This window comes from Desulfosporosinus sp. SYSU MS00001 (genome assembly GCF_049943955.1).
GTDB lineage: Bacteria > Bacillota > Desulfitobacteriia > Desulfitobacteriales > Desulfitobacteriaceae > Desulfosporosinus.
In genome coordinates this window covers 61683-87672 of sequence record NZ_JBNFTW010000011.1, presented here as the reverse complement: position 1 = coordinate 87672, position 25990 = coordinate 61683, and the positions used below count along the sequence as shown (strand labels likewise).

Sequence of the window (25990 nt, the reverse complement as noted above, 5' to 3'; positions counted from 1 at the left end):
CGCCGTTTCGCATTATTGACTTATCTAAGAGCAGCTACTCTCCTCCCACAACGGTTTTTGTGGGGTACACCGCTTAAGCACGACTATAGATTTTTACATCAGGGTCGGCGCTCCATAAAGGTTTCAGCCCGACAAATACGTCATTTTTGAACATCTCGCTATCAAGATAAGCTTTTGCATTCTCAACGCTGTCAAAACCATGAAGAACCTGTACATCTTCGTCACGGATAAGAAGCTCTTTAGTAACTGCTCCTTTGATTTCTTGCAAAAACGGTTGCCGATAATCTGCATAGACCTTTGCAGCAGCCGGACGATTGGTATCCTTAATTTTCATCGTGATTTCCAGATACGCTTTTACTTCCATAAAAAATTCCTCCTTGAATGTAGTATTGCTCACGCTGTGAACTTGCTTTTAGTATATATGAACAACTTTGAAATCGTAATATATCAATTAATTTATAAGTCACTATTAAATTTATCTGTTACTTATAAATTAAATAGTGACTTGCATTTATAAAGTAATTTATCTATAATGAGCTACTGAAATAAAGGAGGCGAAGTAACATATATAAACCTAAATTAGAAAAGGATATTCGCTGTCCTTTGGAATATGGCCTGGATATTTTTGGGGGCAAGTGGAAGTCGCGAATTATATGTGTTTTGGCTGAAAAAAACATACTTCGATATAGCCAAGTACGAAAAGAAATGACCGATATCACGGACGCAGTTTTGGCTGCGGCATTAAAAGAATTGATTTTAGATGGAATTGTTGTAAGAAAGCAGTTTAATGAGATACCGCCGAGGGTGGAATATTCGTTGACGAAGAAAGGGAATTCAGTCGTTCCGATTCTTCAAAGTATTTGTAAATGGTCAGGTGCTTATCAAAATAATGACCATGAAAACTTACTTCCACAATGCAATAAATGCAATTACAGCTTTCCTTTAGAGTGAATTCGTTCAGCTAAAGCTGAACATTGGGGCTTCGCTGGCGAAAGTGTCCACTTTCGCCGAAAGCGCCTAGCCTATAACAAATACTATCTCGCTGAAGGATGGACTCTACCTACCGAAGCAAGGCATAATAACTGCTCCCACTTGTTCACTTGTAGCAGAGGGAGTCTTACGATTTGATAAAAAGTCAGTTAGAAGGAGACGACTTAGGCTTAAAGAAGGAAATGATACGCTATGATTGAACTTACAACGAATATAAAACTAGTTCCTGTTTGTCCTATTTGTCGTGGGATAGGGCAGAAGGTTCGCAGAGTAACAGTCAAGCATCAGGTAAAACAGGGTTTTACAGTTGAAGGTGAACAGTTTTTCTTGTGTAGAACTCCCGAATGCGATGTTGCCTATTATACTCCTGACGGGAAAACAATCCTTCAAGAACAATTGATTAACAAGATCTGGTTTAAGGAAGGTCCTCCTCCCGTTCCAGTTTGTTATTGTGCAAATGTTACGGAGGATGAAATCTTATATCATGTGGCTGTAGCTAAATGTTGTTCTTCATTGGAAGATATTAAAAACCATACGGGAGCTAATACTGGACGTGAATGTCTGACTAAAAATCCTGCAGGCAGCTGATGTTCTTCTGTTGTGCAATCGGTGATTGCCAAAAGTCTCGCTTTACGAACAGAACCCGCAGACCAGTGATGTGAAGGGCCTTGAAAACACAAATTTATCGAGTAAAAACAAAGGCATCAGGAGAACAATCTTGAGGCCTTTGTTTTATTTTAGTCATAAGTAAAAAATTAATATATAACGGCAAATTAGGGCCCTTAAAATGACTGCCTAGTTGTAGGTTAGTGGAAACTGATTTTTCATAAGAAAAAATATTCTGACATATTGAAGGGTTTAAGAACTTCTTTGAAGAAGGAGAATTAAGAACCTTTAAACTACAGTTTAAAAATTAGACTATTTTAGGTGTTGTTGAATCAAATAAAGATGCGATATTTAGCGATTGGGGGAACCTTTAATGAGCAGTGAAAGTACAGAGTGCAAGAATCTAAGAACTCTGATCAATGAACTTCGGGCTGTGCTTGACTCAATCCATACTGGAATTATCGCTGTTGACATAAATGGAAAAATAACGTTTATCAACGAAAATGGCAAGAAGTTTATGGGATGCGGGGAAGAAGTTATTGGGCGTGATGTTAATGAACTTATTCCTTTGTCTAAGATCAAAGATGTTTTACATAGTGCTAAGCCCCAATATGGGGTTAAGATGCAGATCGGAGACAAAACAGTATTAACCAATCGCACGCCCATTATAATTAATGGGCAAATAACCGGAGCAGTAGGTTCTTTTACAGATATTACTGATCTGGAATTGGTCTCTCACCAATTACATTCTGTTCAAGAGCTGTATAGCGAACTAAGCGCCTTGATCGATTCTTCGGCTGATGGTTTAGTGATTACAGATGGTAAAGGCTTCATAATCCGCATGAACAAGGCATACCGATTAATGCTTGGCATTCCCCTTGAAGAGAATTTTACAGAACAACCTGTAACAGAACTCGTCACAAAAGGTTACTTATCAGAACTTGTCACCTCAAAAGTACTCCAAACTCTTAACTCCGCTACTATGATTCAAGAAATTAATGGCAGAGAAATTCTGTTTACGGGAACCCCCGTTTTTAATACTAATGGAAAGATAGTACGTGTAATTGCTAATATAAGAGACCTCACTGAACTAAATTCCCTAAGACGAAATCTTCATAAATTCTCTCAGGAGATGGATAGTTATCGTTCCGAACTATCACGCTTAAAGATAAAAGCACTTGAGGACGGCTTTATCTTTAACAGCCCTGAAATCCGAAAAGTAGTGGAATTATCTATTCGTGTGGCGCGAGTGGATACAAATGTACTAATCACTGGGGAATCTGGCGTAGGCAAGGAAATTATAACTCGGATGATTCGCGAATCAAGCAAACGATCGACTGGTCCTTTTATTAAAATCAATTGTGGAGCTCTCTCACCAAGTTTGATAGAGTCTGAATTATTTGGCTATGAAGAAGGAGCCTTCACTGGGGCCTCAAAGAAGGGGAAACCTGGAATCTTTGAACTAGCTTTAAACGGAACCTTATTTCTCGATGAAGTGGGAGAACTTCCTCTTGACCTTCAAGTTAAGTTATTAAGAGTGATTCAAGAGAAGGAGATTACTCGCCTGGGTGGGACGCAGAGTATTCCTGTTGATGTGCGACTGATTACAGCAACAAACCGAAATTTAGAACAAATGGTCAAAGAGGGGACGTTTCGCCAGGATCTTTTTTATCGTTTGAATGTTGTGAATATTTATGTTCCGCCTCTCCGCGAACGTGTCACTGATATTCCTATGTTAGTGGAGTACTTCATTCGGAAATTCTCTAAGAAATATAACCTTAATCGTAAAATTTCTCCTTGCCTTATGCAAGCTTTTACCGAACACGATTGGCCAGGAAACATTCGTGAACTCGAAAACACCATTGAACGAATGGTAATTTTAAGCTCTGACGAATGGATCGATTCTTCTTTATTTAATGGCAGTAAAGAAAGAGCTGTTTCAAATCCGCCTCCGCTTTGTCATTTAAAGGATGCCTTAGCCGAAACAGAGAGGAAAATGATCTTACAGGCCTATCATTTAACTAAAAGTACAAGAAAAGCTGCTTCGATGTTAGGTATTAATCAATCTACCGTAGTACGAAAGCTGAAATTTTATGAAAAAGAAAGTCGGTGATGCCAAGAAGCATCACTGATTAACTAAAGCATCAGGAGTTTCCTGTAAAAAGAGCTAAAGCGATGCAATAGAGCATCGCTAATTTTATATCTAATTACAAATACCTCAAAAAATGAGGATATAACCCCGTATAGTTATCAGAATATTTAAAATATATTGGCACGGGTTTTGCAACTAAATCTTAATGAGTGCGCTCTAAAAATTTGGGGGGTGAAGTTACTTGAATGAGATTCCTCTTAAACCAATTAACAGTAATCCAAAGAGTATTGAGATCAAAGCTAACAGATCAAAACCCACTAGAGTTCGTACTAATATTGTTATCCTGACCTTTTTAAGTATTGTCATTGCTTATATGGATAGAGCCAACCTTTCCGTAGCTTCTGTGACGATTATGAAAGAACATGGCTGGAATACTGCTCAATGGGGCTCAATTCTTTCAGCCTTTTTTGTAGGTTATCTTATTTTGCAAATCCCTGCTGGATGGATAGCGGATAAAATTGGCGGCAAACGGGTATTAGCAGCGGGTGTCGCCTGGTGGTCAATATTTACTGCAGTTACACCCTTTGCAAAAAGTCTAAACAGTTTATGGATAGTCAGAGCATTGATGGGGCTTGGCGAAGCTGTAACATTTCCTGCGGAAACCGCTATAGCTTCCAATTGGGTGCCTTCCAAAGAAAGGGCACGTTCACAAGCTTTGAATTTATCAGGAATGGCCTTAAGCTTAGCTGTTTCGGTTCCAATCAGTGCCTGGATAATTAGCACCTTTGGGTGGTCGGCAGCCTTTTATTTTGCCGGTCTGTTAGGGTTGATCTGGACCCTTTTCTGGTTATGGTATGCCAAAGATCGTCCTTCAGATCACCCCAAAGTTAATCAGGAGGAATTAGTGCTAATTGGTGAGGGGCATGGGGCTAAGAAAGAGCATTTAAACGACATGAGTGCCGTTCTAAAATCGGGTCCCGTTTGGGCTTTAGCTATAAATTATTTTTTTCAGAATTACTCTTGGTATCTTTATTTGACTTGGCTTCCAGGATACCTCGTTATGGCCCGTCATTTTAGCATCTTAAAAATGGGTATTTACGGGATGCTGCCTTATCTTGGAGCCTTTGTAATAACAAATCTGGCTGGATATATTTCAGATCGCATGATACCTAAAATTGGTGTAACCCGTGCCCGTAAGTACATTATGTACGCAGCCTTTGGAGGGAGCGCCTTATTCCTTTACCTTGGAGCAATGGCGGAAACTGGTGGAATGGCTGTTTTGTGGATTACTCTCGCGGTTTCCTTCTTATCTATGAATTTTTCCTCTTTCTGGGCGCTCCCTATTGATCTTGGACCTAAAAATGCGGGCTTAATATCCGGTCTTATGAATACCTTTGGGACCATTGCTGGTATTATTGCGCCGATCGTTACAGGATTTATCGTCAATGCAACAGGATCTTGGGTCTATGCATTGAGTGTCGCGATCATCTTATCAATTATTGGAATCTTCGTGTGTGCATTGTTTGTTTCTGGAAAACAAGTTGTGGATTAAGGTCTTAAATTGTTTGAGGTAATTTGAAAGAGTGGAAAGGAAGGTAATCCATGAAAACTATCGATAGAGTTGCTTTAGTAACTGGCAGCGGTCAAGGATTAGGGAAAGCAATTGCTTTCGCTTTGGCAAAGGAGGGTGCTAAACTTGCCATTAACGATATCTCCCTAAATGAAGTTAAAGTCCATGAGACCGTCTCAGAACTTCGTAAAATGGGGACAGACGCTGAGGCTTTCCTCGCGGACGTAACTCAAGAAAGTGAAGTCAATAAGATGGTTGAGCAAATCTTAATACGTTTCGGACGTATTGATATCCTTGTTAACAATGCCGGTATTAATCGTGATGGTTTAATCCACAAAGGGGATTTGCAGAATTGGAATGCCGTAATGAATGTTAATCTTACCGGTCCTTTTATCTGTACCAAAGCTGTATTGCCTAGTATGAGACAAAATAATTATGGCCGAATTGTCAATATTTCATCTCTTACAGCTAGGCTTGGTATCTTCGGGACAGGGTATTACGCCTCAACAAAGTCGGGATTAATCGGTTTAACTAAAGTTACTGCTGCTGAGAATGTTTCTAAAGGAATTACCTGTAATGCACTGGCTCCAGGTTATATTAAAACGGATATGATGCTGAAATATCCTGAAGAACAACTTCAGGCGCTCATTGACAAGATTCCTGCAGGACGTTTGGCGGAACCGACTGAAGTTGCAGATGTTGTTGCTTTTGTTGCAGCTGATTCTGCATCCTACATGACAGGTGCGGTTATCGATATCAATGGAGGATATTATATTTAACGATCATTCAAAGGTGGGCATATTCAACACGTATAATAATGGAGATGCAGAGATGGAAAAACTGATTGAACGCTTAATTCAAAAGAATCGAATAGCTTTGAGTAAGCTAATCACCATGGTCGAGAACGATAGTCCTCAATTGCTTGATATCATGAAGGCAATCTATCCTCTGACAGGCAAAGCATATGTTCTCGGAGTCACTGGTCCCCCCGGAGCTGGAAAAAGCACCTTAGTTGATAAGTTGATCTGTAATTTTAGAAGTAATGGTCAAAGTGTCGGTATCCTCTGCGTAGACCCTAGCAGTATTTTTAGTGGGGGAGCTTTTCTTGGTGATCGAGTGCGAATGGAATGGGCTTATCAAGATGACGGTGTATTCTTACGAAGTTTAGCCACACGTGGTGCTCTAGGCGGTTTGGCCCCTAGAGTAAGTGAAATTATTAAATTGATGGATGCTTTTGGGAAAGAGGTTATCATCGTTGAAACCGTAGGTGTTGGTCAAATGGAAGCCGATATCATTCGTTACGCTGACACCAAGATTGTTGTTTCTGTACCGGGACTGGGCGATCAGATGCAGGCCTTAAAAGCTGGGATCTTAGAAATTGCTGATGTGCTAGTCGTCAATAAAGCCGATCTTTCAGGTGCTCAGGATGTAGCCGATGACCTGAAAATGATGCTCTATTTAAGAAAAGAAAGTGATTGGACTCCGGAAATTTTATTAACGGAAGGACTCAATAATCGAGGGATCTCAGACCTTTATGAAGCTATTCAAAGACACAGAACATTTTTATGTCAATCGGGATTAAAAGAACGACAGACCAAGCTGCAGCGCAAACATGCATGCTGCGATGCCCTAGAAGAGGGATTGAAGAAATACTTGCGTCAAAAATTTTTAGAAGTTGAGGAAGTCAAAACAATTTTAAAAAAAGTTCAAGAAGAGGGTTTAAATCCTTATCATGCTGCGGATGAAATTCTGCAGCTGCTTTTACCAATACACATTGAGGAAGGTGAATGAAATATGGCAAGTGAGCAACAGAAAACAACATCAGAAATGCTCAATGAGGCTATGAAGCGAACGAAAAATTACCAAGTCTATGATCCAACGTATCTTGCAAAGGTTCAAGAAGTGCTTGTTCAATGGAAAAAAGAAAAGGTTAAACCCAAGGATCTCGAAACTTGGGAAAATGTTCCCTTAACAGTTCTGGGTTCTGAAATTCCACGGGAAATGATCTATACTCCCTTGAATATTGCCAATACGGATTATTGTGATCAACTGGGGAATCCAGGCGAAGCCCCGTTTACAAGGGGGATTCATAGTAACATGTATCGTGGCCGCACCTTTACCCAACGTCAACTGGTCGGTTTTGGCGGCCCGGAGGATACGAACGCCCGAATCAAGTATTTACTGAATCACGGAGCTACAGGAATTAATCTGCTTTTTGATATGCCCACAATTCAAATGTATGATTGTGACGACCCAATGGCACAAGGTTCCGTCGGATCCTGCGGAGTCAGCGTTAACCATGTTAGTGACTGGGAATTGCTTTATGAAGGGATTGATATTGCTAACGAAACCTCCTCAATCGTTACACACTACCCTTCCAACACCGCCTGCCTCTTTCCGATGTATTTGGTCATGGCCGAAAAAAGAGGCGTAGCTTGGGATCGGCTTAAAGGCAGTTCACAAAATGATTTGACCCTAGAAGAACTCGTGCGTAATTCTTCCGAATATATACCGCCCAAAGATTGTTTCCGGATAGAGTGTGACAATATTGAATTCATCCGCAAGAATGTGCCAAAATGGAATTTCATTACGCTTAATGGATACAATTTCCGAGAATTTGGGACATCCGGTGTTACAGAGATGGCTGTAGCAGCAACTCACGGGATGGCGATCTTGGATGAAATGATTCGACGCGGCTACGACGTGGATTGGGTAGCTGAGCGATTAGCTTTCTTCTGGTCTGGGGGGATGGATATCTTTGAGGAGGCAGCCAGACTACGGGCCATGAGGAGACTTTGGTACAGAATTCTTAAGTATAAGTACCATGCTAAGAGCGATCGGTCAACCTGGATGAGATGTCATCTCCAGACTTCTGGTATAAGTCTGGTCAGAGAAGAACCCTACAACAATGCTATTCGATCCGCTTTCGAGGCGCTGGCTGCTGTTCTCGGCGGGGTGCAGTCTTTGCATGTCGATTCTTATGATGAGGCAATATCGGTTCCTTCTGAGGAAGCATCACTTCTTTCTTTACGGACCCAACAAATTATTGAACATGAAACAGGAGTTACCGCTGTTGTTGATCCATTGGGAGGCTCCTATTATGTAGAAGCTTTGACCAATCAGATGGAAGAGAAAATCTTAGCAGAAATCACAGAGATTGAGAACCAAGGCGGCTATGTAGAAGCTATTTCTAACGGTTATCTCAGCCGGAAAATATACCAATACATGTATAAAGAACAAATGCGCATTGAAAAAGGGGAAATTAAAATTGTTGGCCATAATTTCCAAAAAAGTAGTGAAGGAGAAGATTTTGAAGCCTTCCATTATCCTGAGGAATGTGAGGCGAGACAATTACTACGCCTTGAGGAGCACAGAAGGAATAGGGATAGTGCTGAGGTTGAAAAAGCCCTTAATGAATTAAGAATAGCCTGCAGAGATGGTAAGAACGTCATGGAGTATACAGTGAATTGTGCTCGAGCGGGTTGTACAGTTGGTGAACAATGGAAGATCTTTAAAGAAGTATTTGGCCTTTGGAAACGGCCAAGTGTATTTTAATTGAATGGGGTGGACAACGTTGGAAGATAAAAAAATAAAAGTATTAATGTGTTGTCTCGGGCCCGAGACACATAATCGCGGGATCATCGTCGTGAGTACCATTTTGAAAGAAGAAGGAATGGAAGTTGTCTATATGGGCAACACCACTGGAGAAAATGCGCTGAAGGCTGCGACAGAAGAAGATGTTCAAATTATTGGTGTCAGCTCACTTTCGGGAGCCCATTTGCGTACTGGAAAACACCTTCTGGAATTAGCCAAACAACAAGGCATTGATCAAACTATATCCTTTGTCATTGGTGGAGTTATCCCTCCGAATGATGTTAAAATCCTAAAGGACATGGGTTTTTATGATGTCTGCGTTAGCGGTACAAAAAGAGATGAATTAGTAACCGTGATGAAAAATGCCGCTAATACTATTAAGTAAGGTCCATAATTAAAGAGCAAGGGGAAGTGTATTCTCTGAGCGAAATCCTCCCAGATAAGATAATGGAAATGATATAGCTCCGCAATAATAAGAAAATGTCGGTATGTCAAAGGAATTTAGCAATTAAATGAAGAAGATAATAAGAAGATAATAAGAAGATAATAAGAAGATAATAAATAGTAGTTTACGGTTGATTGTTGTACGATAAAAGCCGAAATATTACGTATGTTAATGATCACCGGATCAATTTCAGAAGGGTATTGATGAAATAGGGGTCTGTATTTAACCACGAATTCTCACATATAGATAAAGTGAGGGATAATAATGAATATTGCGGTAGCCACAGACGGTAAAAGTTTGGACAGTAAGGTATCTGAACAATTTGAACGATGCTCATATCTTCTAATTGTCAATATGAACGATTTAAGTATTACTGTTATTAAAAATAATAAATCCTTGGAATGCTCTTCTGCAGAAAGCCTGGCGAGTGAAGTGTTAAAGTATGATTGTGAGGCTCTAATAACAGGCAAAATAGAATCTTTAGCATTTAATATATTAGCGGATGCTAATGTAACAAGATTTTTTAGTGCCGGTAGTTCAGTTCAAAATGCTCTCGATTTAATGGAAAAGAATTCTTTAAAAATTATCAAAAACTTCGATGGGACAGAGAATTGCGGTGGACATCATCATTAATGGATAGGCACTTGCTAAGCTTAAGAAGAAATAGTTGATTGGATAAAGGTATGGCACTAAGTATTCTTTGAATAGAATGCTAGTGCCATTGTCATTTGTGGTAATTTGTAGTTATATAAATAAAAATGTTAAGATGTTGTCAAAATACTGAATATTATTTTGTATAATTGTATAATGTTTTCAATGGTACTTAAGTCCTATTTGGATGAGACTTAAGATGCAAATCAAGATTCTGTGATAAAGAAAACTCTTTTTTAAGAACAGAGGAGGGTTGGTAATGGGACAATTAATTTGCTATTCAATAATAACTGGCCTTTGCACTCTAGTCATAGAAGTAATTAATCTAATGTCCCGATTTGAAACAGTTGATTGTAGAATTCTGAATGGAGAAAAAGGGCGTTTTATTGATTTTGTAAGAGCTATTATTCTTGTATTTGGTATTTCTCTGGTTCTTTATCTTGGGAAAGACTCGAGACTGGAAAACTTGTATGCTTATTGTTTTACCTTTATAATGAGCTTATTGCTTACTGTAGCAATGATCTCAACTACAATGTGGATCATGAGTAATATTAGTTCGGGTAAAAACTATTTTATTGAAGATGAAGAATATGGGAAGCTGTATTTGATAAAAAACTCTGATGAAAGAATTATTTTTATAACTAAAAAGTACATATTATTAGCAGACCAACCTAAAGTTACCGATAGTAAAATTGTCTTATTTAAGGGTCGATCTGATATAAAGCAAAAGAAACTTTACTCTGAGCCTAAAAAGTTATCCTTGAGTTATAAAGAAGCTGCATAAGTTCAGTGAAACGTACTTTGATAACTTTGAGCTAGCTCTTTCTGGCCTAAATACTACTATGTAGTTAATAGCATAGCCTACATAGTAAAGGATCAAACGGGGCGAGCAATAACGATGTTAAATTATAGTGAAAGAGAGGTCAACACATCTGTGTATGGCCTCTCTTTAGTCTTAAGCTAAGATCATGCGGTCATTGTGAATATGGGAGCCGCTTGCCTTTTCAAACATTTCCAGCAAATGATTTATTGTCACATTTTCCCGTTCCCCTTCACGGAGATCGAGGATGATCTGGCCCTCATGCATCATGATAGTGCGGTTGCCGACACTTAATGCATGATCGAGATTATGCGTGATCATAAGAGTTGTAAGGTTATTTTCTGCTGTGACCTGGCAGGTTAAATCCAGGACCTTTTCAGCTGTTTTGGGGTCTAAAGCCGCAGTATGTTCATCAAGCAGAAGGAGCTGGGGCTTTTGTAATGTAGCCATAAGCAAAGTTAATGCCTGGCGCTGACCGCCTGACAAAAGGCTAACCTTATTGGTGAGGCGATTCTCCAAACCCAAATTGAGCTTAGTAAGCTCTTCTCTAAAATATGCCCGCTCTTTAGTTGATATAGCCCGACGCAAGCGACGAGACTGGCCGCGGCGCAAAGCCATAACCATATTTTCCTCGATCGTCATGGATGAAGCTGTACCCCGCATCGGGTCTTGGAAGACGCGGCTCACAAGACTCGCTCGTCTATACTGCGGCCATCCTGTGATTTTACGATCTCCAATGTGGATTTCACCATTATCTACAGGAAAGTCTCCTGCTACAGAGTTGAGTAACGTCGACTTGCCTGCGCCATTGCTGCCGATAACTGTGACAAAATCCCCGGCAGCAAGGTTTAAGGTGATGCCTTTAATTGCCAGCTTTTCGTTGACAGTCCCTTTATTAAATGTTTTGAGGATATTTTGGACTCTAAGCATGGGTAACCCCCTTTTTGTCACGAGTGCCAGAACGCGGATCAATCTTCTTTTTGATGTCGGGTGTTGTTAGGGCGATAATGACAATGATAGCGGTTACTAACTTTAAGTCGGTCGCAGCTAGTCCTAACTGCAAAACCAAAGCAATTATAACTCGATAAACTATGGCTCCGACAATCACGGCCAGAATCGTTCGTCTTACCGAAGATGTTCCCACCAATACCTCCCCAATGATAACTGAGGCAAGGCCGGCGATGATCATTCCAATCCCCATGCTGGCATCGGCAAACTGATTGTTTTGAGCGACATAGCTGCCGGAAAAGGCGACCAGGCCGTTGGATATTGAGAGACCAAGAATCTTCATCAGATCCGTATTAACGCCCTGACTCCGAATCATCATTTCGTTATCACCAGTAGCACGTAAGGCAACACCAATCTCTGTTTCCATAAAAAGATACAGGAGATGTCCTAGGATCAATACGCTGATCAAACTCAGGACCAACACTCCATATTGATCCATAAAGGGGAGTTTGCCAAAGTCCGTGAAAATAGTTCGCATGCGCAAAAGAGGAATATTAGGTCTGCCCATGATCCTTAAGTTAACAGAGTAAAGGGCAGTCATGGTCAAGATACCGGAGAGCAAAGGCGTAATCTTAAATTTCGTGTGTAACAGACCTGTAAAGGCCCCAGCCACCAATCCTCCAACGAAGGCTAGTCCTGAGGCCAGCCATGGATTTTGGCCAGCGAAAATTAAACGGGCGGCAATGGCAGCTCCAAGAGTGAAGCTGCCATCAACCGTCAAATCTGCATAATCAAGAACACGAAAGGTCAGGTAAACACCAAGAACCATGATCGCGTACATTAAACCTTGTTCGAATGTTCCAGAAAATACTTGCCAGGACATAAATAACACCTCATCGGTCTGTATTTCTGCTGTTCTGCCCGGTTTTTCCTGACGACTCTCATGTCGTTTGTTAGGCTTGAATGTTATTTAGTCTCGACAAACTTAGCATTCTTTAAGTCATCCGGAATGGTTATACCGAGGAGAGCGGCACTGGTTTTATTAATTACTGTATCAAAATCCTTCTGGCTCTCTATAGCCATATCTTGAGGTTTTGCCCCCTTAAGAACTTTAAGAGCCATCTCGCCAGTTTGTTTGCCTAAGTTCTCATAGTTTATTCCGATAGTGCCAAGAGCCCCCTTGTCAACTACACTGCTTTCACCGGAAATTACCGGTATCTTAGCCTTATTAGTAACTTGAAGAACAGTTGGAGCTGCAGAAACAACCATGTTGTCTGTTGGAACGTACACAACGTCGACCTTACCGACTAATGATTCTGCTGCCTGTTGTACGTCAGCAGTGCTAGCAATGGTTGCCTCAACTATCTGGAGTCCCATCGCAGCAGCAACATCCTTGGCCATTTTAACCTGCACCTGCGAATTAACTTCACCGGCGTTGTAAATGACGCCAATTTTTTTCGCCTGTGGCACCAGTTTCTTGAGAAGTTCGAACTGTTGTTTGAGTGGGTTCATGTCCGTAGTACCCGTGATATTGGTCCCTGGTTTCTCGTTGCTAGTCACTAATTTAGCAGCAACAGGGTCAGTTACTGCAGTAATTAAAATCGGGATGGTGCTGCTGGCAGCTGCAATTGCTTGTGCCGAAGGGGTAGCAATCGCTAAAACTAAATTAGGCTTCTCTGAGGCAAATTGTTGGGCAATGGTATTGAGAGATGATTGATCGCCTTGGGCGTTCTTGTAATCAACCGTCAGATTTTTACCTTCTGTGTAACCGTTTGCCGCCAACGTTTCCAGGAATCCTTTGCGCGCGGCGTCAAGAGCAGGGTGCTCGACAATTTGTATAATTCCTACTTTGACCGTCTTTTCACTACTGTTGGAGGCCGTTGTGGCCGCAGTACTTCCACAGCCTGCCAGCACCACTGTTAAGAGAGAAATAATACTGAGTAATGCCATAAACCTTTTCATAAATTTCATCCTCCCTATTTTGGACAATAAAAAACACTTCCGCAGGAAGTGCCTTTGCCCATTCCCTACTGTCCTACTACACTACCTATATTTAGTTATATTTATATTAAAGTTGGAGTGTGTTCTTGTCAATAGAGATAATCTTAATCTTTGAAATAATCTCTGACTGACCAACAGGTTACCAAATCATCAGCAATCTCACATCTAACAAATCAGTATTATTATCGAATTTGTGTTGAAAAGGAAAGGGGCTGTTGCACGACTGCCACAAAGCAGTTAGTAACAGCCCCCTCTTTTTAGTTAATTTCTTGTAATGCATTTTTTTGGACATGCAAGTTGACATGCACCGCAGTCAACACAACCCAATTCATTGATTACTCGTTTTCTATCGTTCTCTTCTGTGATACATCCAATGATACAGACTCGTTGGCAAGTTCCGCACCCTACACAATCTGATTTTGTAATTTTTCTAGGCATAATATTCTCTTACATCTATTACAGTGTTTGCTTACATGAAGTAACTGTAACTTCTAATGTTCTTGTAAGGAATGGACACTTTTCTTTCATCATCTCAAAGTTGTCTCCATCTTTGATAAATTTGGCAGTTCCTTCGATTAAGAATCCAGTTCCCATATAGTTGTAGCCCATGACTTCCTTACTTCCAAGAGTTAATTTAACTTTAGGGTTAGCGTTAATATTTTCCTCTGTTTTAATCATGGCTGCTGCGGGAATTAAGATTTTATTTCCTTCTGTAATAATTAGATAACTGTTCCATGTGTTACAGATATGCGCTTCATTATTTGAACAGGTTACAATAGAAACTACTCCTTCATGATTTAGTACTTCAAAGAATTTTTCTGTAAACATTGTTGCATTCCTACTTTCATAAGATAATGGATAATTGCTATCGTCGATAAATACTATCCGCATTGATAGTACAATTTTTTGCCCCTTTTGTCAATAAAAATGTTTTACTTTAAAGAAATATAGTCTTATGCTTTATGAAAAACTTGAATAAGTATAAATAATCGGTTATTTTTAATAAATAAACGACAATATCAAAGGAGAGCCGAAAAATGAAATTTTCAGTTGGAGTGGAATATGCAATACATTGCTTATTATATATGGTAAACACAGAAGAAGGTAAATCTGTGGGAATTAGGGATTTAGCGACATTTCAGGGCATTTCGGAAACTTATTTATCAAAAGTATTTGCAAAATTAAGTAAGTCAGGGATTATAAAATCAATACCGGGTGTAAAAGGTGGTTATATGCTGGCTCGTAATGCGAAGGAAATAACTTTTTGGGATGTAGTTGAAGCAGTGGAAGGTAGTGAACCATTTTTCCAATGTGCAGAAATAAGACAAAATTCCATATTATTGGACAAAGATAATTTACCAGATACGTATACAAAATGTCCTTGTTTAATAAAAGTTGTAATGTTAGAAGCAGAAGATGAAATGAGGAACTATTTAAGTAATAAGACATTGGCATGGTTATATGATGAGGTGTATAATAACAAACTTCCGAAGGAAATAAAAAATGCAACACTTGAATGGTTTAGTAATATAAGAAAACTATCATAAGCCTCAAATGGTAGGGCAAATCTGCAGTTGCTTTAAGATATAATCCAGAAAGCGGAAATTAACGAGATTCTTTAACTATAAACCCAATGAGTTTCGGAACTCCAATTGGTTCACCAATTCTTGCGGATATTAAAATTGTCAGCAAGCAGGGTCCAGTTCTGGGGATAAGAGGTATCTAATACCCAGTAGCTTATTCCTCTTAAATTGTAGGCTTTAACGGTATTGAATTTGGCTTGGGCACTGCGGGCATCTTCAAACCAAACTCGATGGCTGACTCCCTGGGCATCGGTATAATTATAAAAAGGAGATTCTGCGGTTTGATCGTATTGAATCGTTGCTCCATACTGAATGGCCCGGAGGGCAGCGGTCTGCGGGCTAAACGTTTCTGCATCCTGGCCCTGAACATGAGGAAGTGTCCAATCACGGGCATAAGTTTCGAAGCCCATAAAGATTTTATTACGGGGAATAACACTAACAGCATAGTCAAGAACATGTTTAATTTGATTCAGGGGAGAAATAGCCTGTGGAGGCCCTAACCTATAACCCCATTCATAAGTCATTAGCACGACAAAATCTACTATCCGGCCATGGGCGGCATAATCATGAGCTTCATACAACAGTCCTGATTGCTCTGCACTTGTTTTGGGGGCTAAAGCTGTGGAGACTAAAAAACCTTGCGGATGCAAATAATTGACAGCTTTTTGAACAAAATTGCTGTATAAATCCCGGTCAGCGGGCAGCACGTCTTCGAAGTCAATGTTCAGCACTCGATAGCCTTTCGCTTTCATGATACTGGCTATATTGGTCAGGAGGGTATTTTGAACTCCGGTGTTGGAAAGGATAGCATGGGCGATATCAGACCCTAATGTTTGGGCGGTAAAATTGTTAATGGACATCATGGGCACGGTTTTTGTGGAGATTGCCGCTTGAACCGAGGAAGTGTCATCAAGATTAATCAGACTGCCGTTCGCTTGGACGCCGTAAGCGAAAGGGCTAAAATAGGTGAGATATTGGCCATGGCTTTGCACAGATTGTACTGCTGCTGCGCCGGTCTGGTAAGTATAAGCATTTACTTCAATGGTTGTTTTGCTCGTCGAGATGCTATGCGGGACTAGCAAAACAGTACCCGGATAAATAAGATTTGGATTAGCAATGTTGTTGGCGTTGATGATGCTTTGGACGGTGACACTATAAGTCTGGGCGATTTGCCAGAGAGTTTCGCCTGATTTGACCGTATGAGTTATTGTGGGAACCAATAAAACCTGTCCGGGATTTATGAGGGATGGATTTGTTATATTATTAGCGTTAACCAAGGCGGAAATCGTTGTCCCATATTGCTGAGCGATTTTCCATAGGGTATCACCGGATTTTACTGTGTAGCTTTGGGAAGAGGAAGGGATAACTACAGCTAGACCTGTCGTAAGGTTCTGATTTGGGAGGCCGTTAAGCTGCATAATAGTCGAGGCGCTCAGGCCATAAGTGCTCGCTATTTGAGTTAATGTTTCACCCTGTCGGACAACATGGATTTGCATATGTATTCTCCTCGATTTTTGGATATTATATGTGAAAAAATTGATTAAAGTGATATTGTTCAATCCAACAATAAAGTATAAATCCCCTCCTGTGATTATGCTCTGATTAATCATAGAGGGGATTCTTTTTCTAGAACATGGTGAAAGGTGAAGACAACAAACTGGTTAAAAAGTTAACTGTGCTTCAGATCGAACGATCTGGGAGAAACGTACATTTGCTTAATTTTAAGTTAGAATCTGATTATCTTTAATACTGACCTTTTGTGCTTAAGAGGATTATAATTATAAAAAGTAGAAAATCATAGACAAAATCAATCATCAGTATGTCTTTTTACTAACTTGAACACACAAAGGAGGATTTGGGTTGGGTAGTTTCTCAAATATTATCTGCAGGTCTGAGATAGACACAGTAGAAAGTATCATAACACTCAATTTTCCAAAGGTTTTTAAGGATCAAAAAATCTCTGAGGTTTATTTGGAATTCGGTCAAGCGAATAACTATATCTATGTTTTAAGCTCCGATGGTAAATTATTAGGTATTTTAGATCAAGCAACAATGATGCAAGTAAAAGTTCACAATTCATTACAAAAACACGCAGGTGAACTTATAGGCGAAGTACCTATATGCCTAGCCTTACAGAGTTCTATCGCAGAAGCGCTTTCCCTCTTTCTGAAACAGGGAGCATATGAAGTTCCAGTCACAGATGAGGAAGGACGAATGCTTGGGGTACTAAAGTTGTGGTCTCTGCTTGATTATCTGATAAGAATGCTGGGGGAGTCTCATCAAGAACTTAACGAAGCTAAGAAGCTTATTGCTGCTTTAGAGACGGTCGTGGAAAATCCATATGAAGGCCTTGTCGTCGTAGACGAAAACAGCCATGTGGTTATGATTAATAATTTCTATTTGGAGGCTTTAGGGATTACCAGAGAAGAAGCTTTAGGACGGCATATTCATGAACTTACCCCACATTCTGAACTTCCTGAGATTGTTCGGACAGGAAAGGCCCAATTCGCAGAGCACTGGAAAGTACGGGACCGCGAATTCATGATTATCCGTGCACCTATTAAAAAAGATGGCAAAATCATCGGTGCGCTCGGCAAAACCCTATTCAAGGATATGGGTTTGGCGCATGTCTTTGCGAGAAAATTAACCCAATTAGAAGATGACCTGAAGTTCTACAAGGAAGAGTTACGTAAAATTCACAGGGCTTCCTATGATTTTGAAGATATTATTGGTGAAGGCCCTAAAATCATTGCGACGGTTAATTTAGCGCAACGAGCTGCTCGTACTACCTCAAATGTACTGTTAACAGGGGAAAGCGGCACCGGAAAAGAGTTATTTGCCCATGCCATTCATAACGGTAGTTCGCGATGTCATGGCCCATTTATAAAGGTTAATTGTGCTGCAATTCCCGAACAACTATTAGAATCAGAATTATTTGGCTATGCCGAAGGAGCTTTTACCGGTGCTCGCAAAGGCGGCAAACCAGGTAAATTCGAACTGGCCAATCATGGTACCATTTTTTTGGACGAAATCGGTGATATGAGTCTGCCAATGCAGGCCAAGCTTCTGCGAGTTATCCAAGAACTTGAAATTGAAAGGGTCGGTGGAACACAGCCTCGCAAAATTGATGTGCGTATTATCACAGCTACTAACCGCAAATTATATGATATGGTGCAAGAAAGAACGTTTCGTGACGACCTTTTCTATCGGTTAAATGTTATGGCCATTGAGTTGCCAAGCTTACGGGAAAGGCCGGATGACATTGAATTACTGGCTAATTTCATGGTAACCAAATTAAACCAAAAACTGGAGACAAATGTTAAGGGCATTTCTCGTGAAGCTATACAGATACTTCAAAGCTATTCTTGGCCGGGTAATGTTCGAGAATTGGAAAGTGTCTTGGAACGAACGATGAACGTGGTTGACGAGCCATTCATTTATTCGGAACATTTACCTGTCCAGTTAAGGCAGTCTTTTGTGGGTTCGGTTGAAAATCAAGTTAGAAGGCAAAAAAGGATGGATGTGTTCTTAAGTTCGGCTGAAAAAGATTTGGTGCTTGACGCTTTGCGACGGGCAAAGGGGAACAAAGTAAAAGCAGCCAAAATTCTTGGGATTCACAGATCAGTTCTGTATAAGAAACTAATCAAGCATGGGCTTGATCGTGAGACTTTGTCACGGGAATTATACTAACTATACATTGTCCTGTAATTGAGACATAGTGTCTATTAATTGGAAGATGATGTCTTGAATTTGAGACATAATATCTTTGGAATAAGAGAAATCACTTCTGAATATTTTCAAAATTGATAATAGTTAGGAATTTTCTGCGACCTTGAAGTGTTGTTCTGACTAGGATTTTCCTAGTCTTTTTTTATTTACTAATATTTTACTGTAAAAGTCGAAAAAGTTGGATTTGTTTTTGCATGTTAAGCCTATTGAAAGGAGGGAATTTTAAGGAGTTTCGATGAATTATGTTTGGTTTAAGGAAGATGCAGATCGAGAAAATTTATTACCGACAGAACAATGTAAAGGTCGCTCTAATTTAGTAACTTGCTACAAGTTTGATAAAAAGGAGAATAACCGTGGAAATAAAGAAAGTTGGAGTATTGGGAGCTGGCATCATGGGTGCCGGGATTGCTCAAGTCAGTGTTGAAGCGGGATATAGCGTAGTTTTGATAGATGTCGTTCCAGAAATAGCGAATAGGGCAAGCAAGACTTTAAACAAGGCCTGGGCTAAAGCACTGGAAAAAGGAAAAGTGTCGGCAGAAAATGTGGCTGATTATAATGCCAGACTAATCTTTGGCACTGATATTAATGAGTTTCGAGATGTTGATATTGTAATCGAAGCAATTGTTGAAAACATTGATTTTAAGAAAAAAGTTCATAAACAACTCGGAGAACTATGTAAAGGGGATACGATTTTAGCAACCAATACCTCAGCGTTGAGTATCACTGAGATCGCTGCGGCTACTAATCGCTCCGACAAAGTGTTGGGAATGCATTTTTTTAATCCTGTACCTGTTATGAAATTAGTTGAAGTAATTCCTGGTGTTGTTACAACCGATGATACTACTCAGACAGTTATTGAATTGGCTAAGAAAATGGGCAAGGAGCCTGTACTGGCTAAAGAAAGTCCCGGTTTTATTGTTAACCGCATCTTAGTTCCGTATATGAATGAAGCTGCTAACGTTTTCTATGAAGGTATTGCTTCAGCAGAGGAAATCGATAAGGCTATGAAACTGGGCGCGGGAATGCCTATGGGCCCTTTAGCACTGGCTGATATGGTAGGGATCGATATTGTCTTGGCAGTCTGTGAATTTTTCTTTAAAGAATTTGCAGATTCCAAATACCGTCCTTCATTGGCATTCAGACAAAAAGTACGTGCCGGGCATCTTGGTAAGAAGACAGGCAAAGGCTTTTATGATTACATGTAACTTAATTTCCTAAAACAGAGTTTTGCGATGCATAGTTCTTTGAGATTCGAGGGACAGAATTCTCCGTTGCTAAGCATTGCATCGCTAGTGATATAGCCAAAACCTTCGAAAATTACAAGGGGGAATTGACTTGGATATTAAGAGCGAGTATGAGAGCAAATTTGTCTCTGTAGATGAAGCAGTTAAGGTTGTTAGGTCGGATGATGTCGTTCATTACGGTGAATTTATGATGGCGTCTCATGTTTTGGATGAAGCTTTAGCTAAGAGGAAAGATGAATTAAACGGAGTTGTTATTAATACTGTTTGCTGCCCATTTACACCTCAAACTGTTATTAATGATCCTGAAAGAAAACATTTTATCTATAATGATTGGCACTTCAGTGGGGCTAGCAGAAAGCTTCATGATAAAAACTTGTGTAATTATATTTCTCTAACGTATCATGAGGCACCAAGTTTTTTTGAGCGCGGTTACGTACCTGTTGACGTAGCTATGATTAAGGTCACTCCTCCTGATAAGCATGGTTATGTAAACTTGGGAACATCAAATTCCATGACTCATGCCATGTGTGATGCGGCTAGAATAGTAATCGCTGAAGTCAATGATTCTGTACCAAGATGTCTGGGTGGCTCAAGAGAAGCCTTACATGTATCCGAAATTGACTATTTTGTTCAGGGCGATAATCGTCCACTTCTTCAACTTCCCAAGGTTCCTATATCCGATATTGACAGAACGATCGCCAAAATTGTTCTCGAACAAATTGAAGATGGTGCCTGTTTGCAGTTAGGGATCGGTGCTATGCCGAATGCAGTTGGGGAAATGATCGCTCAATCGGACTTAAAAAACCTTGGTGTTCACACTGAAATGCTGGTTGACTCCTTCGTGGATATGTACGATGCCGGAAGAATTACGGGAGTGCGAAAACAGATTGACAAAGGTAAGATGGTCTACACCTTTGCGATGGGAACCAATAAACTCTATGATTTCTTGAATAACAATCCAAGTTGTGCAAGTTATCCAGTCGATTATACAAACGATCCTGATACAATTTGCCAAAATGATAAGGTGGTTTGTGTTAATAATGCGCTGGAAGTAGATCTCTATGGACAAGTTGCCTCAGAATCATCGGGCATGAGACAAATTTCCGGAACGGGAGGACAGTTGGATTTTATTTATGGGTCCTATAAGTCTAAAGGTGGTAAGGGTCTGATCTGTCTTACCTCGACCTACGTTGATAAAGAAGGCAAGCTGCAATCGCGTATAAAACCCTTTTTAACGCCCGGATCAACTGTAACAGTACCAAGAAGTATTAATTATTATGTGATTACTGAATACGGTATAGCGATGCTTAAGGGTAAAAGTACATGGCAAAGAGCTGAAGCCTTAATTAATATTGCTCATCCTGATTTGCGTGAGGAACTCATTAAAGAAGCTGATGCCCAAAAAATATGGGTAAGATCGAGCAAGATATCTTAAGAGAAACGATTATCGAATATCATTAACATAATAGAGGGGGAATTTATGATGGCAATTGAACTTAATGATGTTGTAATGGTCAGTGCCTGCCGAACGCCTATTGGTGATTATGGAGGTTCTCTCCAACCGGTGGCGGCTAATGAGTTGACTAAGATTGCTGCTGCTGAGGCTATAAAACGAGCGGGTATTGGCCCTAAACAAGTTGATGAAATTGTGGCAGGAATGTGCTTAGGGCATGGTAATGGTTCATGTCCACCTCGAATTGTGGCGATGCAAATAGGTATGGATCCAAAATCGAGTGCCACTATGGTCAACCAAAACTGCGCATCAGGAATGCGGGCCGTGGAAATAGCAGCTATGAAATTGCAGCTGGGGAAATACGATATTGCTCTGGTAACCGGTACAGAAAGTATGAGTAATATTCCCTACATCTCAACGACAACCAGATGGGGAGCCAGAATGGGTGATGTCAAATTACAGGATGCCTTGCTTGCTGATGCGTTGGTATGTCAACTGGCTGGGTCCCACATGGGCGGAACAGCCGAAAATGTTGCTGAATTGTATGGCATAACACGGGAGGAATGCGATACGCTGGCACTTCTCAGCCATAAGAGGGCAGTAAGGGCTATTGATGAAGGCCGTTTTGAGAGAGAGATTGTTCCGGTACCCGTTAAAAAAGGAAAAAAAGAATATGTGTTTACCCAGGATGAGCATCCGATTCGGGGAGCAAGCCTGGAAAGCTTGGCAAAGCTAAGGCCAGCATTTGTAAAAGACGGAGTTGTCACAGCGGGTAACTCTTCGGGGCTTAATGATGCTGCTGCCGCTGCGGTATTGATGACCAAGAAAAAAGCTCAAGAACTGGGGATTAAACCTCTCATGAAATTGATTAATATTTGCGATGAAGGGGTGGAAGCTCGTGTAATGGGGTTAGGTCCAGCTGTTGCAATACCAAAATGCCTGAAAGAGGCCGGAATGAACTATGAAGATGTCGATTACTGGGAAATTAACGAGGCTTTTGCAGCTCAAGTCATCGGCGTTAAAAAGAAGCTCAAAGAAGATACCGGCATCACTGTGAACATAGGTACGTTTGAACAAGATGGTAACGTTAACAATAATGGTTCTGGAATTGGTTTGGGACATCCTGTAGGCGCTACTGGATTGCGCATCATTGTAAGCCTCTACTATGAACTAGAGAGACTTGGGAAAACAAGCGGAGGCGCTTCTCTTTGTGTAGGTGGAGGAGCATCGATGGCTTCCCTGTGGACAAGAGATATATAGAATTTTCCGGTCCTTTAGCTTTACGAATAGGATAGATATTTGAATAACATTGCCTAAGTCAAAGAAATAAATAATTTGAGGTGGAGGGAATTTAATGTCTTCGAATTTCGCTGTGAATAGTATTAGAGATTTTGAATTTATCATCCAAGAATGGCTGCCAACAGAAAAAATATTTAATTACCCTCAGTTTGCCGACTACTATTCCAAAGATGATATTAAATCAGTTCTTGAGCCGGTTTTAAAAATGTGTAAAGCAGTCATAGAGTCGACCAACGATGAATGCGAGACCCATCCCGTTACCTTTGCTGACGGCAAGGTAACGACCCCGCCAGGCTTAGGACCTCTTTTTCATAAGCTGCAGGAAGAGGGGTGGGGGACTAGTAATATTGATGAATCATCTGAGGCCATGGTTTTGCCGGAGATGCTGCATGCTGCTGCCTGGGAATTGATTTGTGCTGCCAATCCTTCCTTTATGCCTTATATTCTGTTGACAAGCGGAGCAGCTAACTTAATCCAAACATTTGGTGATGAAAAATTAAAGGCAATGTTCCTTCCTAAGATGATGGACGGAACTTGGGCGGGAACAATGTGTCTAACCGAGCCTGGTGCCGGTTCTGATGTAGGGGATATTACTTCCAAGGCATACCCAACAGAAAATCCAAGAATCTTTAAGATCAAGGGGAATAAGATATTTATCACCGGCGGAAACAATGATTTTACTGAAAATATTATTCACCTTTATTTAGCTCGCATTGAGGGTGCTAAGCCGGGCACAAGCGGCATCTCTCTCTTTGTCGTGCCAAAGTATTGGCTCAACGAAGATGGCAGCCTGGAAGATAATGATTTTGTTAACACTGGCGTAGAACACAAGATGGGTTTGCACGGTTCTGTAACGGCAGCTTTATCAGCTGGCGAAAATGGGAATTGCCGCGGTTGGCTGTTGGGTGTTGACCCGCGTGAAAATGACGGCAAGGGTGAAGGTATGGCTCAAATGTTCCAAATGATGAACATGGCTCGAATGGAAACCGGACATATGGCCCTTTCTTGCATTAGTAACGCTTTTGCCAATGCCCGTGATAATGCTAAAGAGAGAGTTCAAGGGCGCCTCATGACAAATCCCAAGGCGGGACGGGTTGCGATTATTAATCATGAAGATATTAAACGTACTCTGATGATGGGGAAAGCTCATATTGAAGCAATGCGTGCCATGATGTATAGGGTTTATCTTGCTTTTGACGAGAGACACCGCGATCCAGATCCGGAAGTAAGAAAAGCTGCCAGTGACCTCATTGAAATATGCACTCCGCTTTGCAAGGCTTATCCTTCTGATGAAGCCTGGTGGCTTATTGGAGAGGCGCTTCAATCCTATGGCGGGTATGGGTACTGTGAGGAATATCCTTTATCCCAAATTGCTCGTGACGTAAAGATCTACTCCATTTGGGAAGGCACCAACTATATCCAGTCTATGGATTTGCTTGGCCGCAAGATGAACATGAAGGGCGGTTCTGTCTTTGCTGCTTGGCTCAAGGAAATGGCCGATTTCTATTCAGCCAACAAAGATAACGAAGCTCTAAGAAAAGAGTTTGCCATTCTAGGCAAGGCGCTAAACTCTTATCAAGCTATGCTTAAGGCTGTTGCCGAATACTCACAGACAAATATGAGCATGATTCCTCTGTATTCTCGTCGTATTCTTACGGCCTCTGCACAACTATTTTGTGGTCGCCAAATTCTTGATCAGGCAATCTTGGCAGACAAGAAGGCCAAGGAAGTGGGACCAAGTCACTTTGATTATAATTTCTACACAGGTAAAGTTGCATCAGCTAAATACTACTTACATAATGTCGTTCCTAATGTTTGGACTGTTTCAGAGATTGTAATTGACGGCGATACCTCGGCACTCGATGTGGCGGTTGAGGTTTTTGAATATTAAATCAATATGGAAGCTGAAAAATAGCCTTCAGCAAATAATCTCTTTATAGCTTCACAATTAAACAGACCGTTCATTGAGAAATCGGTTCCAATGAACGGTCTGTTTGTTATAATAGTGCAACACTGATGAAAAGATCAAATTACAAGGGAATTCAGGTCAAAACGAAATATAAATGAAATCGCCTGGAATATTACCCATTGAGTACGATTTTCTCATGACAGTGTTTTTTGAGCAGTTGATGTTCGTTCAACTTGTCATAGTAGTCGTTATCGAACACAAAAAGGGGTAACAAAGAGATTTGTTATTTTTGTATCGGAACAAACAATTTAATGATCTCATAGTAAGCCTACCATATATTACAGTTAGTAGGATAATGGGAACCTGAAAATTATTATTTTCAATGGTTATAGGAAAGGTGAATTTATGGAAAATGCAATATTTAGTGTGAAAGACAAAATTGTGCTTATCACTAGAGCAAGCGAAGGTATTGGTGCTTCATTGGCGAAAGAAATGCCTACCGCAGTTATGACCCCTTCACGGCAAAGGATAGTGGACAAAGAAATAATGAATCAAATTCTACAACGGATTCCAATGGGAAGAGTGGCAACAAAAGATGATTTAATTGGTACGGTTCTATATTTAGCATCTTCCGCATCAGATTTTGTTACGGGTAAAACAATTTTTGTTGATGGAGGATGGACTGCAAAATAGACTAAAAATAAGAATTTCCTCAAATCCTTAAACCCTGATTATATGACCAGGATAATGTGGTAATAAACGAAAATTTCTAGCTCAATGATAATTAGAAGTTAATTTTCATGTTATTTTTGTGGGAAGGGCAATTTACCTTTAGGGTTCATAGAAGACTAAAAAATAGCCGAGATTTGAGCAATGCTAAAATCCGGCTATTTTTGTGTTACTATTCCAATGCTAAAAATATGCTATTTACATGCTAGCTTTATGCTAATTTTTTGCTACTATCGATTAAATGTCTGAGGTTCCGTTTATACTTATTGTGAAATTAGGATTATTTTTTGTACCTAAAATTAGTTATTATATGTAAGTCTGGCTTAT

24 protein-coding genes are annotated in these 25990 nt (G+C 40.3%); 17 read left to right on the top strand and 7 right to left on the bottom strand.

The window, feature by feature from the left end:
- Positions 1–73: 73 nt before the first annotated feature.
- The gene (locus ACPUYX_RS17475; RefSeq protein WP_426380910.1) at positions 74–364 is read right to left on the bottom strand and encodes a hypothetical protein; all 291 of its coding nucleotides are present in this window, start codon (positions 362–364) and stop codon (positions 74–76) included.
- Positions 365–564: 200 nt separating this feature from the next.
- Here ACPUYX_RS17475 and ACPUYX_RS17470 point away from each other — a divergent pair, with 200 nt between their 5' ends.
- The 10 genes from ACPUYX_RS17470 to ACPUYX_RS17425 all read left to right on the top strand — a co-directional run bounded on the left by ACPUYX_RS17470 (position 565) and on the right by ACPUYX_RS17425 (position 10732).
- Complete coding sequence (locus ACPUYX_RS17470) at positions 565–951, top strand: winged helix-turn-helix transcriptional regulator (RefSeq protein WP_426380973.1); 387 nt, start codon at positions 565–567, stop codon at positions 949–951.
- A gap of 231 nt (positions 952–1182) precedes the next feature.
- Positions 1183–1647, top strand: coding sequence for a (2Fe-2S)-binding protein (locus ACPUYX_RS17465; protein WP_426380909.1), 465 nt, complete (start codon positions 1183–1185; stop codon positions 1645–1647).
- 322 nt (positions 1648–1969) lie between these two features.
- The gene (locus ACPUYX_RS17460; RefSeq protein WP_426380908.1) at positions 1970–3709 is read left to right on the top strand and encodes a sigma 54-interacting transcriptional regulator; all 1740 of its coding nucleotides are present in this window, start codon (positions 1970–1972) and stop codon (positions 3707–3709) included.
- Positions 3710–3929: 220 nt separating this feature from the next.
- On the top strand, positions 3930–5240 hold the full coding sequence (locus ACPUYX_RS17455; protein ID WP_426380907.1) for an MFS transporter: 1311 nt from the start codon (positions 3930–3932) through the stop codon (positions 5238–5240).
- 50 nt (positions 5241–5290) lie between these two features.
- Entirely contained in the window at positions 5291–6037 is a 747-nt protein-coding gene (fabG, locus tag ACPUYX_RS17450; RefSeq protein ID WP_426380906.1) for a 3-oxoacyl-ACP reductase FabG, read from the top strand.
- A 52-nt stretch (positions 6038–6089) separates the two neighbouring features.
- Positions 6090–7049, top strand: coding sequence for a methylmalonyl Co-A mutase-associated GTPase MeaB (gene meaB, locus ACPUYX_RS17445; protein WP_426380905.1), 960 nt, complete (start codon positions 6090–6092; stop codon positions 7047–7049).
- Between the two features lie 3 nt (positions 7050–7052).
- The gene (locus ACPUYX_RS17440) at positions 7053–8813 is read left to right on the top strand and encodes an acyl-CoA mutase large subunit family protein (protein ID WP_426380904.1); all 1761 of its coding nucleotides are present in this window, start codon (positions 7053–7055) and stop codon (positions 8811–8813) included.
- A gap of 19 nt (positions 8814–8832) precedes the next feature.
- The gene (locus tag ACPUYX_RS17435) at positions 8833–9237 is read left to right on the top strand and encodes a cobalamin B12-binding domain-containing protein (RefSeq protein WP_426380903.1); all 405 of its coding nucleotides are present in this window, start codon (positions 8833–8835) and stop codon (positions 9235–9237) included.
- Positions 9238–9561: 324 nt separating this feature from the next.
- Entirely contained in the window at positions 9562–9930 is a 369-nt protein-coding gene (locus ACPUYX_RS17430) for a NifB/NifX family molybdenum-iron cluster-binding protein (RefSeq protein ID WP_426380902.1), read from the top strand.
- A 277-nt stretch (positions 9931–10207) separates the two neighbouring features.
- On the top strand, positions 10208–10732 hold the full coding sequence (locus ACPUYX_RS17425) for a hypothetical protein (protein WP_426380901.1): 525 nt from the start codon (positions 10208–10210) through the stop codon (positions 10730–10732).
- 171 nt (positions 10733–10903) lie between these two features.
- On the opposite strand, the gene ACPUYX_RS17420 is transcribed toward ACPUYX_RS17425, so the two are convergent.
- The 5 genes from ACPUYX_RS17420 to ACPUYX_RS17400 form a co-directional block, all read right to left on the bottom strand.
- Positions 10904–11698: an ABC transporter ATP-binding protein gene (locus ACPUYX_RS17420; protein ID WP_426380900.1), complete on the bottom strand. Its 795-nt coding sequence runs from the start codon at positions 11696–11698 to the stop codon at positions 10904–10906.
- On the bottom strand, positions 11691–12599 hold the full coding sequence (locus ACPUYX_RS17415; RefSeq protein ID WP_088227479.1) for an ABC transporter permease: 909 nt from the start codon (positions 12597–12599) through the stop codon (positions 11691–11693). The genes ACPUYX_RS17420 and ACPUYX_RS17415 overlap by 8 nt, the downstream gene beginning before the upstream one ends.
- A gap of 83 nt (positions 12600–12682) precedes the next feature.
- On the bottom strand, positions 12683–13678 hold the full coding sequence (locus ACPUYX_RS17410; protein ID WP_426380899.1) for an ABC transporter substrate-binding protein: 996 nt from the start codon (positions 13676–13678) through the stop codon (positions 12683–12685).
- A 300-nt stretch (positions 13679–13978) separates the two neighbouring features.
- Complete coding sequence (locus ACPUYX_RS17405) at positions 13979–14155, bottom strand: 4Fe-4S binding protein (RefSeq protein ID WP_426380898.1); 177 nt, start codon at positions 14153–14155, stop codon at positions 13979–13981.
- Positions 14156–14173: 18 nt separating this feature from the next.
- Positions 14174–14545 (bottom strand): pyridoxamine 5'-phosphate oxidase family protein, encoded by a 372-nt coding sequence (locus ACPUYX_RS17400; RefSeq protein ID WP_426380897.1) that lies wholly within the window; start codon positions 14543–14545, stop codon positions 14174–14176.
- Positions 14546–14754: 209 nt separating this feature from the next.
- Between ACPUYX_RS17400 and ACPUYX_RS17395 the strand changes: the two genes are divergently transcribed.
- The gene (locus ACPUYX_RS17395) at positions 14755–15264 is read left to right on the top strand and encodes an RrF2 family transcriptional regulator (protein WP_426380896.1); all 510 of its coding nucleotides are present in this window, start codon (positions 14755–14757) and stop codon (positions 15262–15264) included.
- 110 nt (positions 15265–15374) lie between these two features.
- Here ACPUYX_RS17395 and ACPUYX_RS17390 read toward each other — a convergent pair whose 3' ends face one another.
- Positions 15375–16796 (bottom strand): LysM peptidoglycan-binding domain-containing protein, encoded by a 1422-nt coding sequence (locus tag ACPUYX_RS17390; protein WP_426380895.1) that lies wholly within the window; start codon positions 16794–16796, stop codon positions 15375–15377.
- A gap of 364 nt (positions 16797–17160) precedes the next feature.
- Between ACPUYX_RS17390 and ACPUYX_RS17385 the strand changes: the two genes are divergently transcribed.
- The 6 genes from ACPUYX_RS17385 (at position 17161) to ACPUYX_RS17360 (ending at position 25627) form a co-directional block, all read left to right on the top strand.
- A complete protein-coding gene (locus ACPUYX_RS17385) occupies positions 17161–18990 on the top strand; it encodes a sigma 54-interacting transcriptional regulator (RefSeq protein WP_426380894.1) in 1830 nt (609 codons plus the stop codon).
- A 392-nt stretch (positions 18991–19382) separates the two neighbouring features.
- Positions 19383–20234, top strand: a complete 852-nt coding sequence (locus ACPUYX_RS17380; RefSeq protein WP_426380893.1) for a 3-hydroxyacyl-CoA dehydrogenase family protein — start codon at positions 19383–19385, stop codon at positions 20232–20234.
- 130 nt (positions 20235–20364) lie between these two features.
- Positions 20365–21708: an acetyl-CoA hydrolase/transferase family protein gene (locus ACPUYX_RS17375; protein WP_426380892.1), complete on the top strand. Its 1344-nt coding sequence runs from the start codon at positions 20365–20367 to the stop codon at positions 21706–21708.
- Between the two features lie 48 nt (positions 21709–21756).
- Positions 21757–22986 carry a thiolase family protein gene (locus ACPUYX_RS17370; RefSeq protein ID WP_426380972.1) on the top strand — a complete coding sequence of 410 codons (1230 nt, stop codon included), beginning with the start codon at positions 21757–21759 and terminating at the stop codon, positions 22984–22986.
- A 94-nt stretch (positions 22987–23080) separates the two neighbouring features.
- Entirely contained in the window at positions 23081–24916 is a 1836-nt protein-coding gene (locus ACPUYX_RS17365) for an acyl-CoA dehydrogenase (protein WP_426380891.1), read from the top strand.
- A gap of 423 nt (positions 24917–25339) precedes the next feature.
- Complete coding sequence (locus tag ACPUYX_RS17360) at positions 25340–25627, top strand: SDR family oxidoreductase (RefSeq protein ID WP_426380890.1); 288 nt, start codon at positions 25340–25342, stop codon at positions 25625–25627.
- Positions 25628–25990 lie beyond the last annotated feature (363 nt).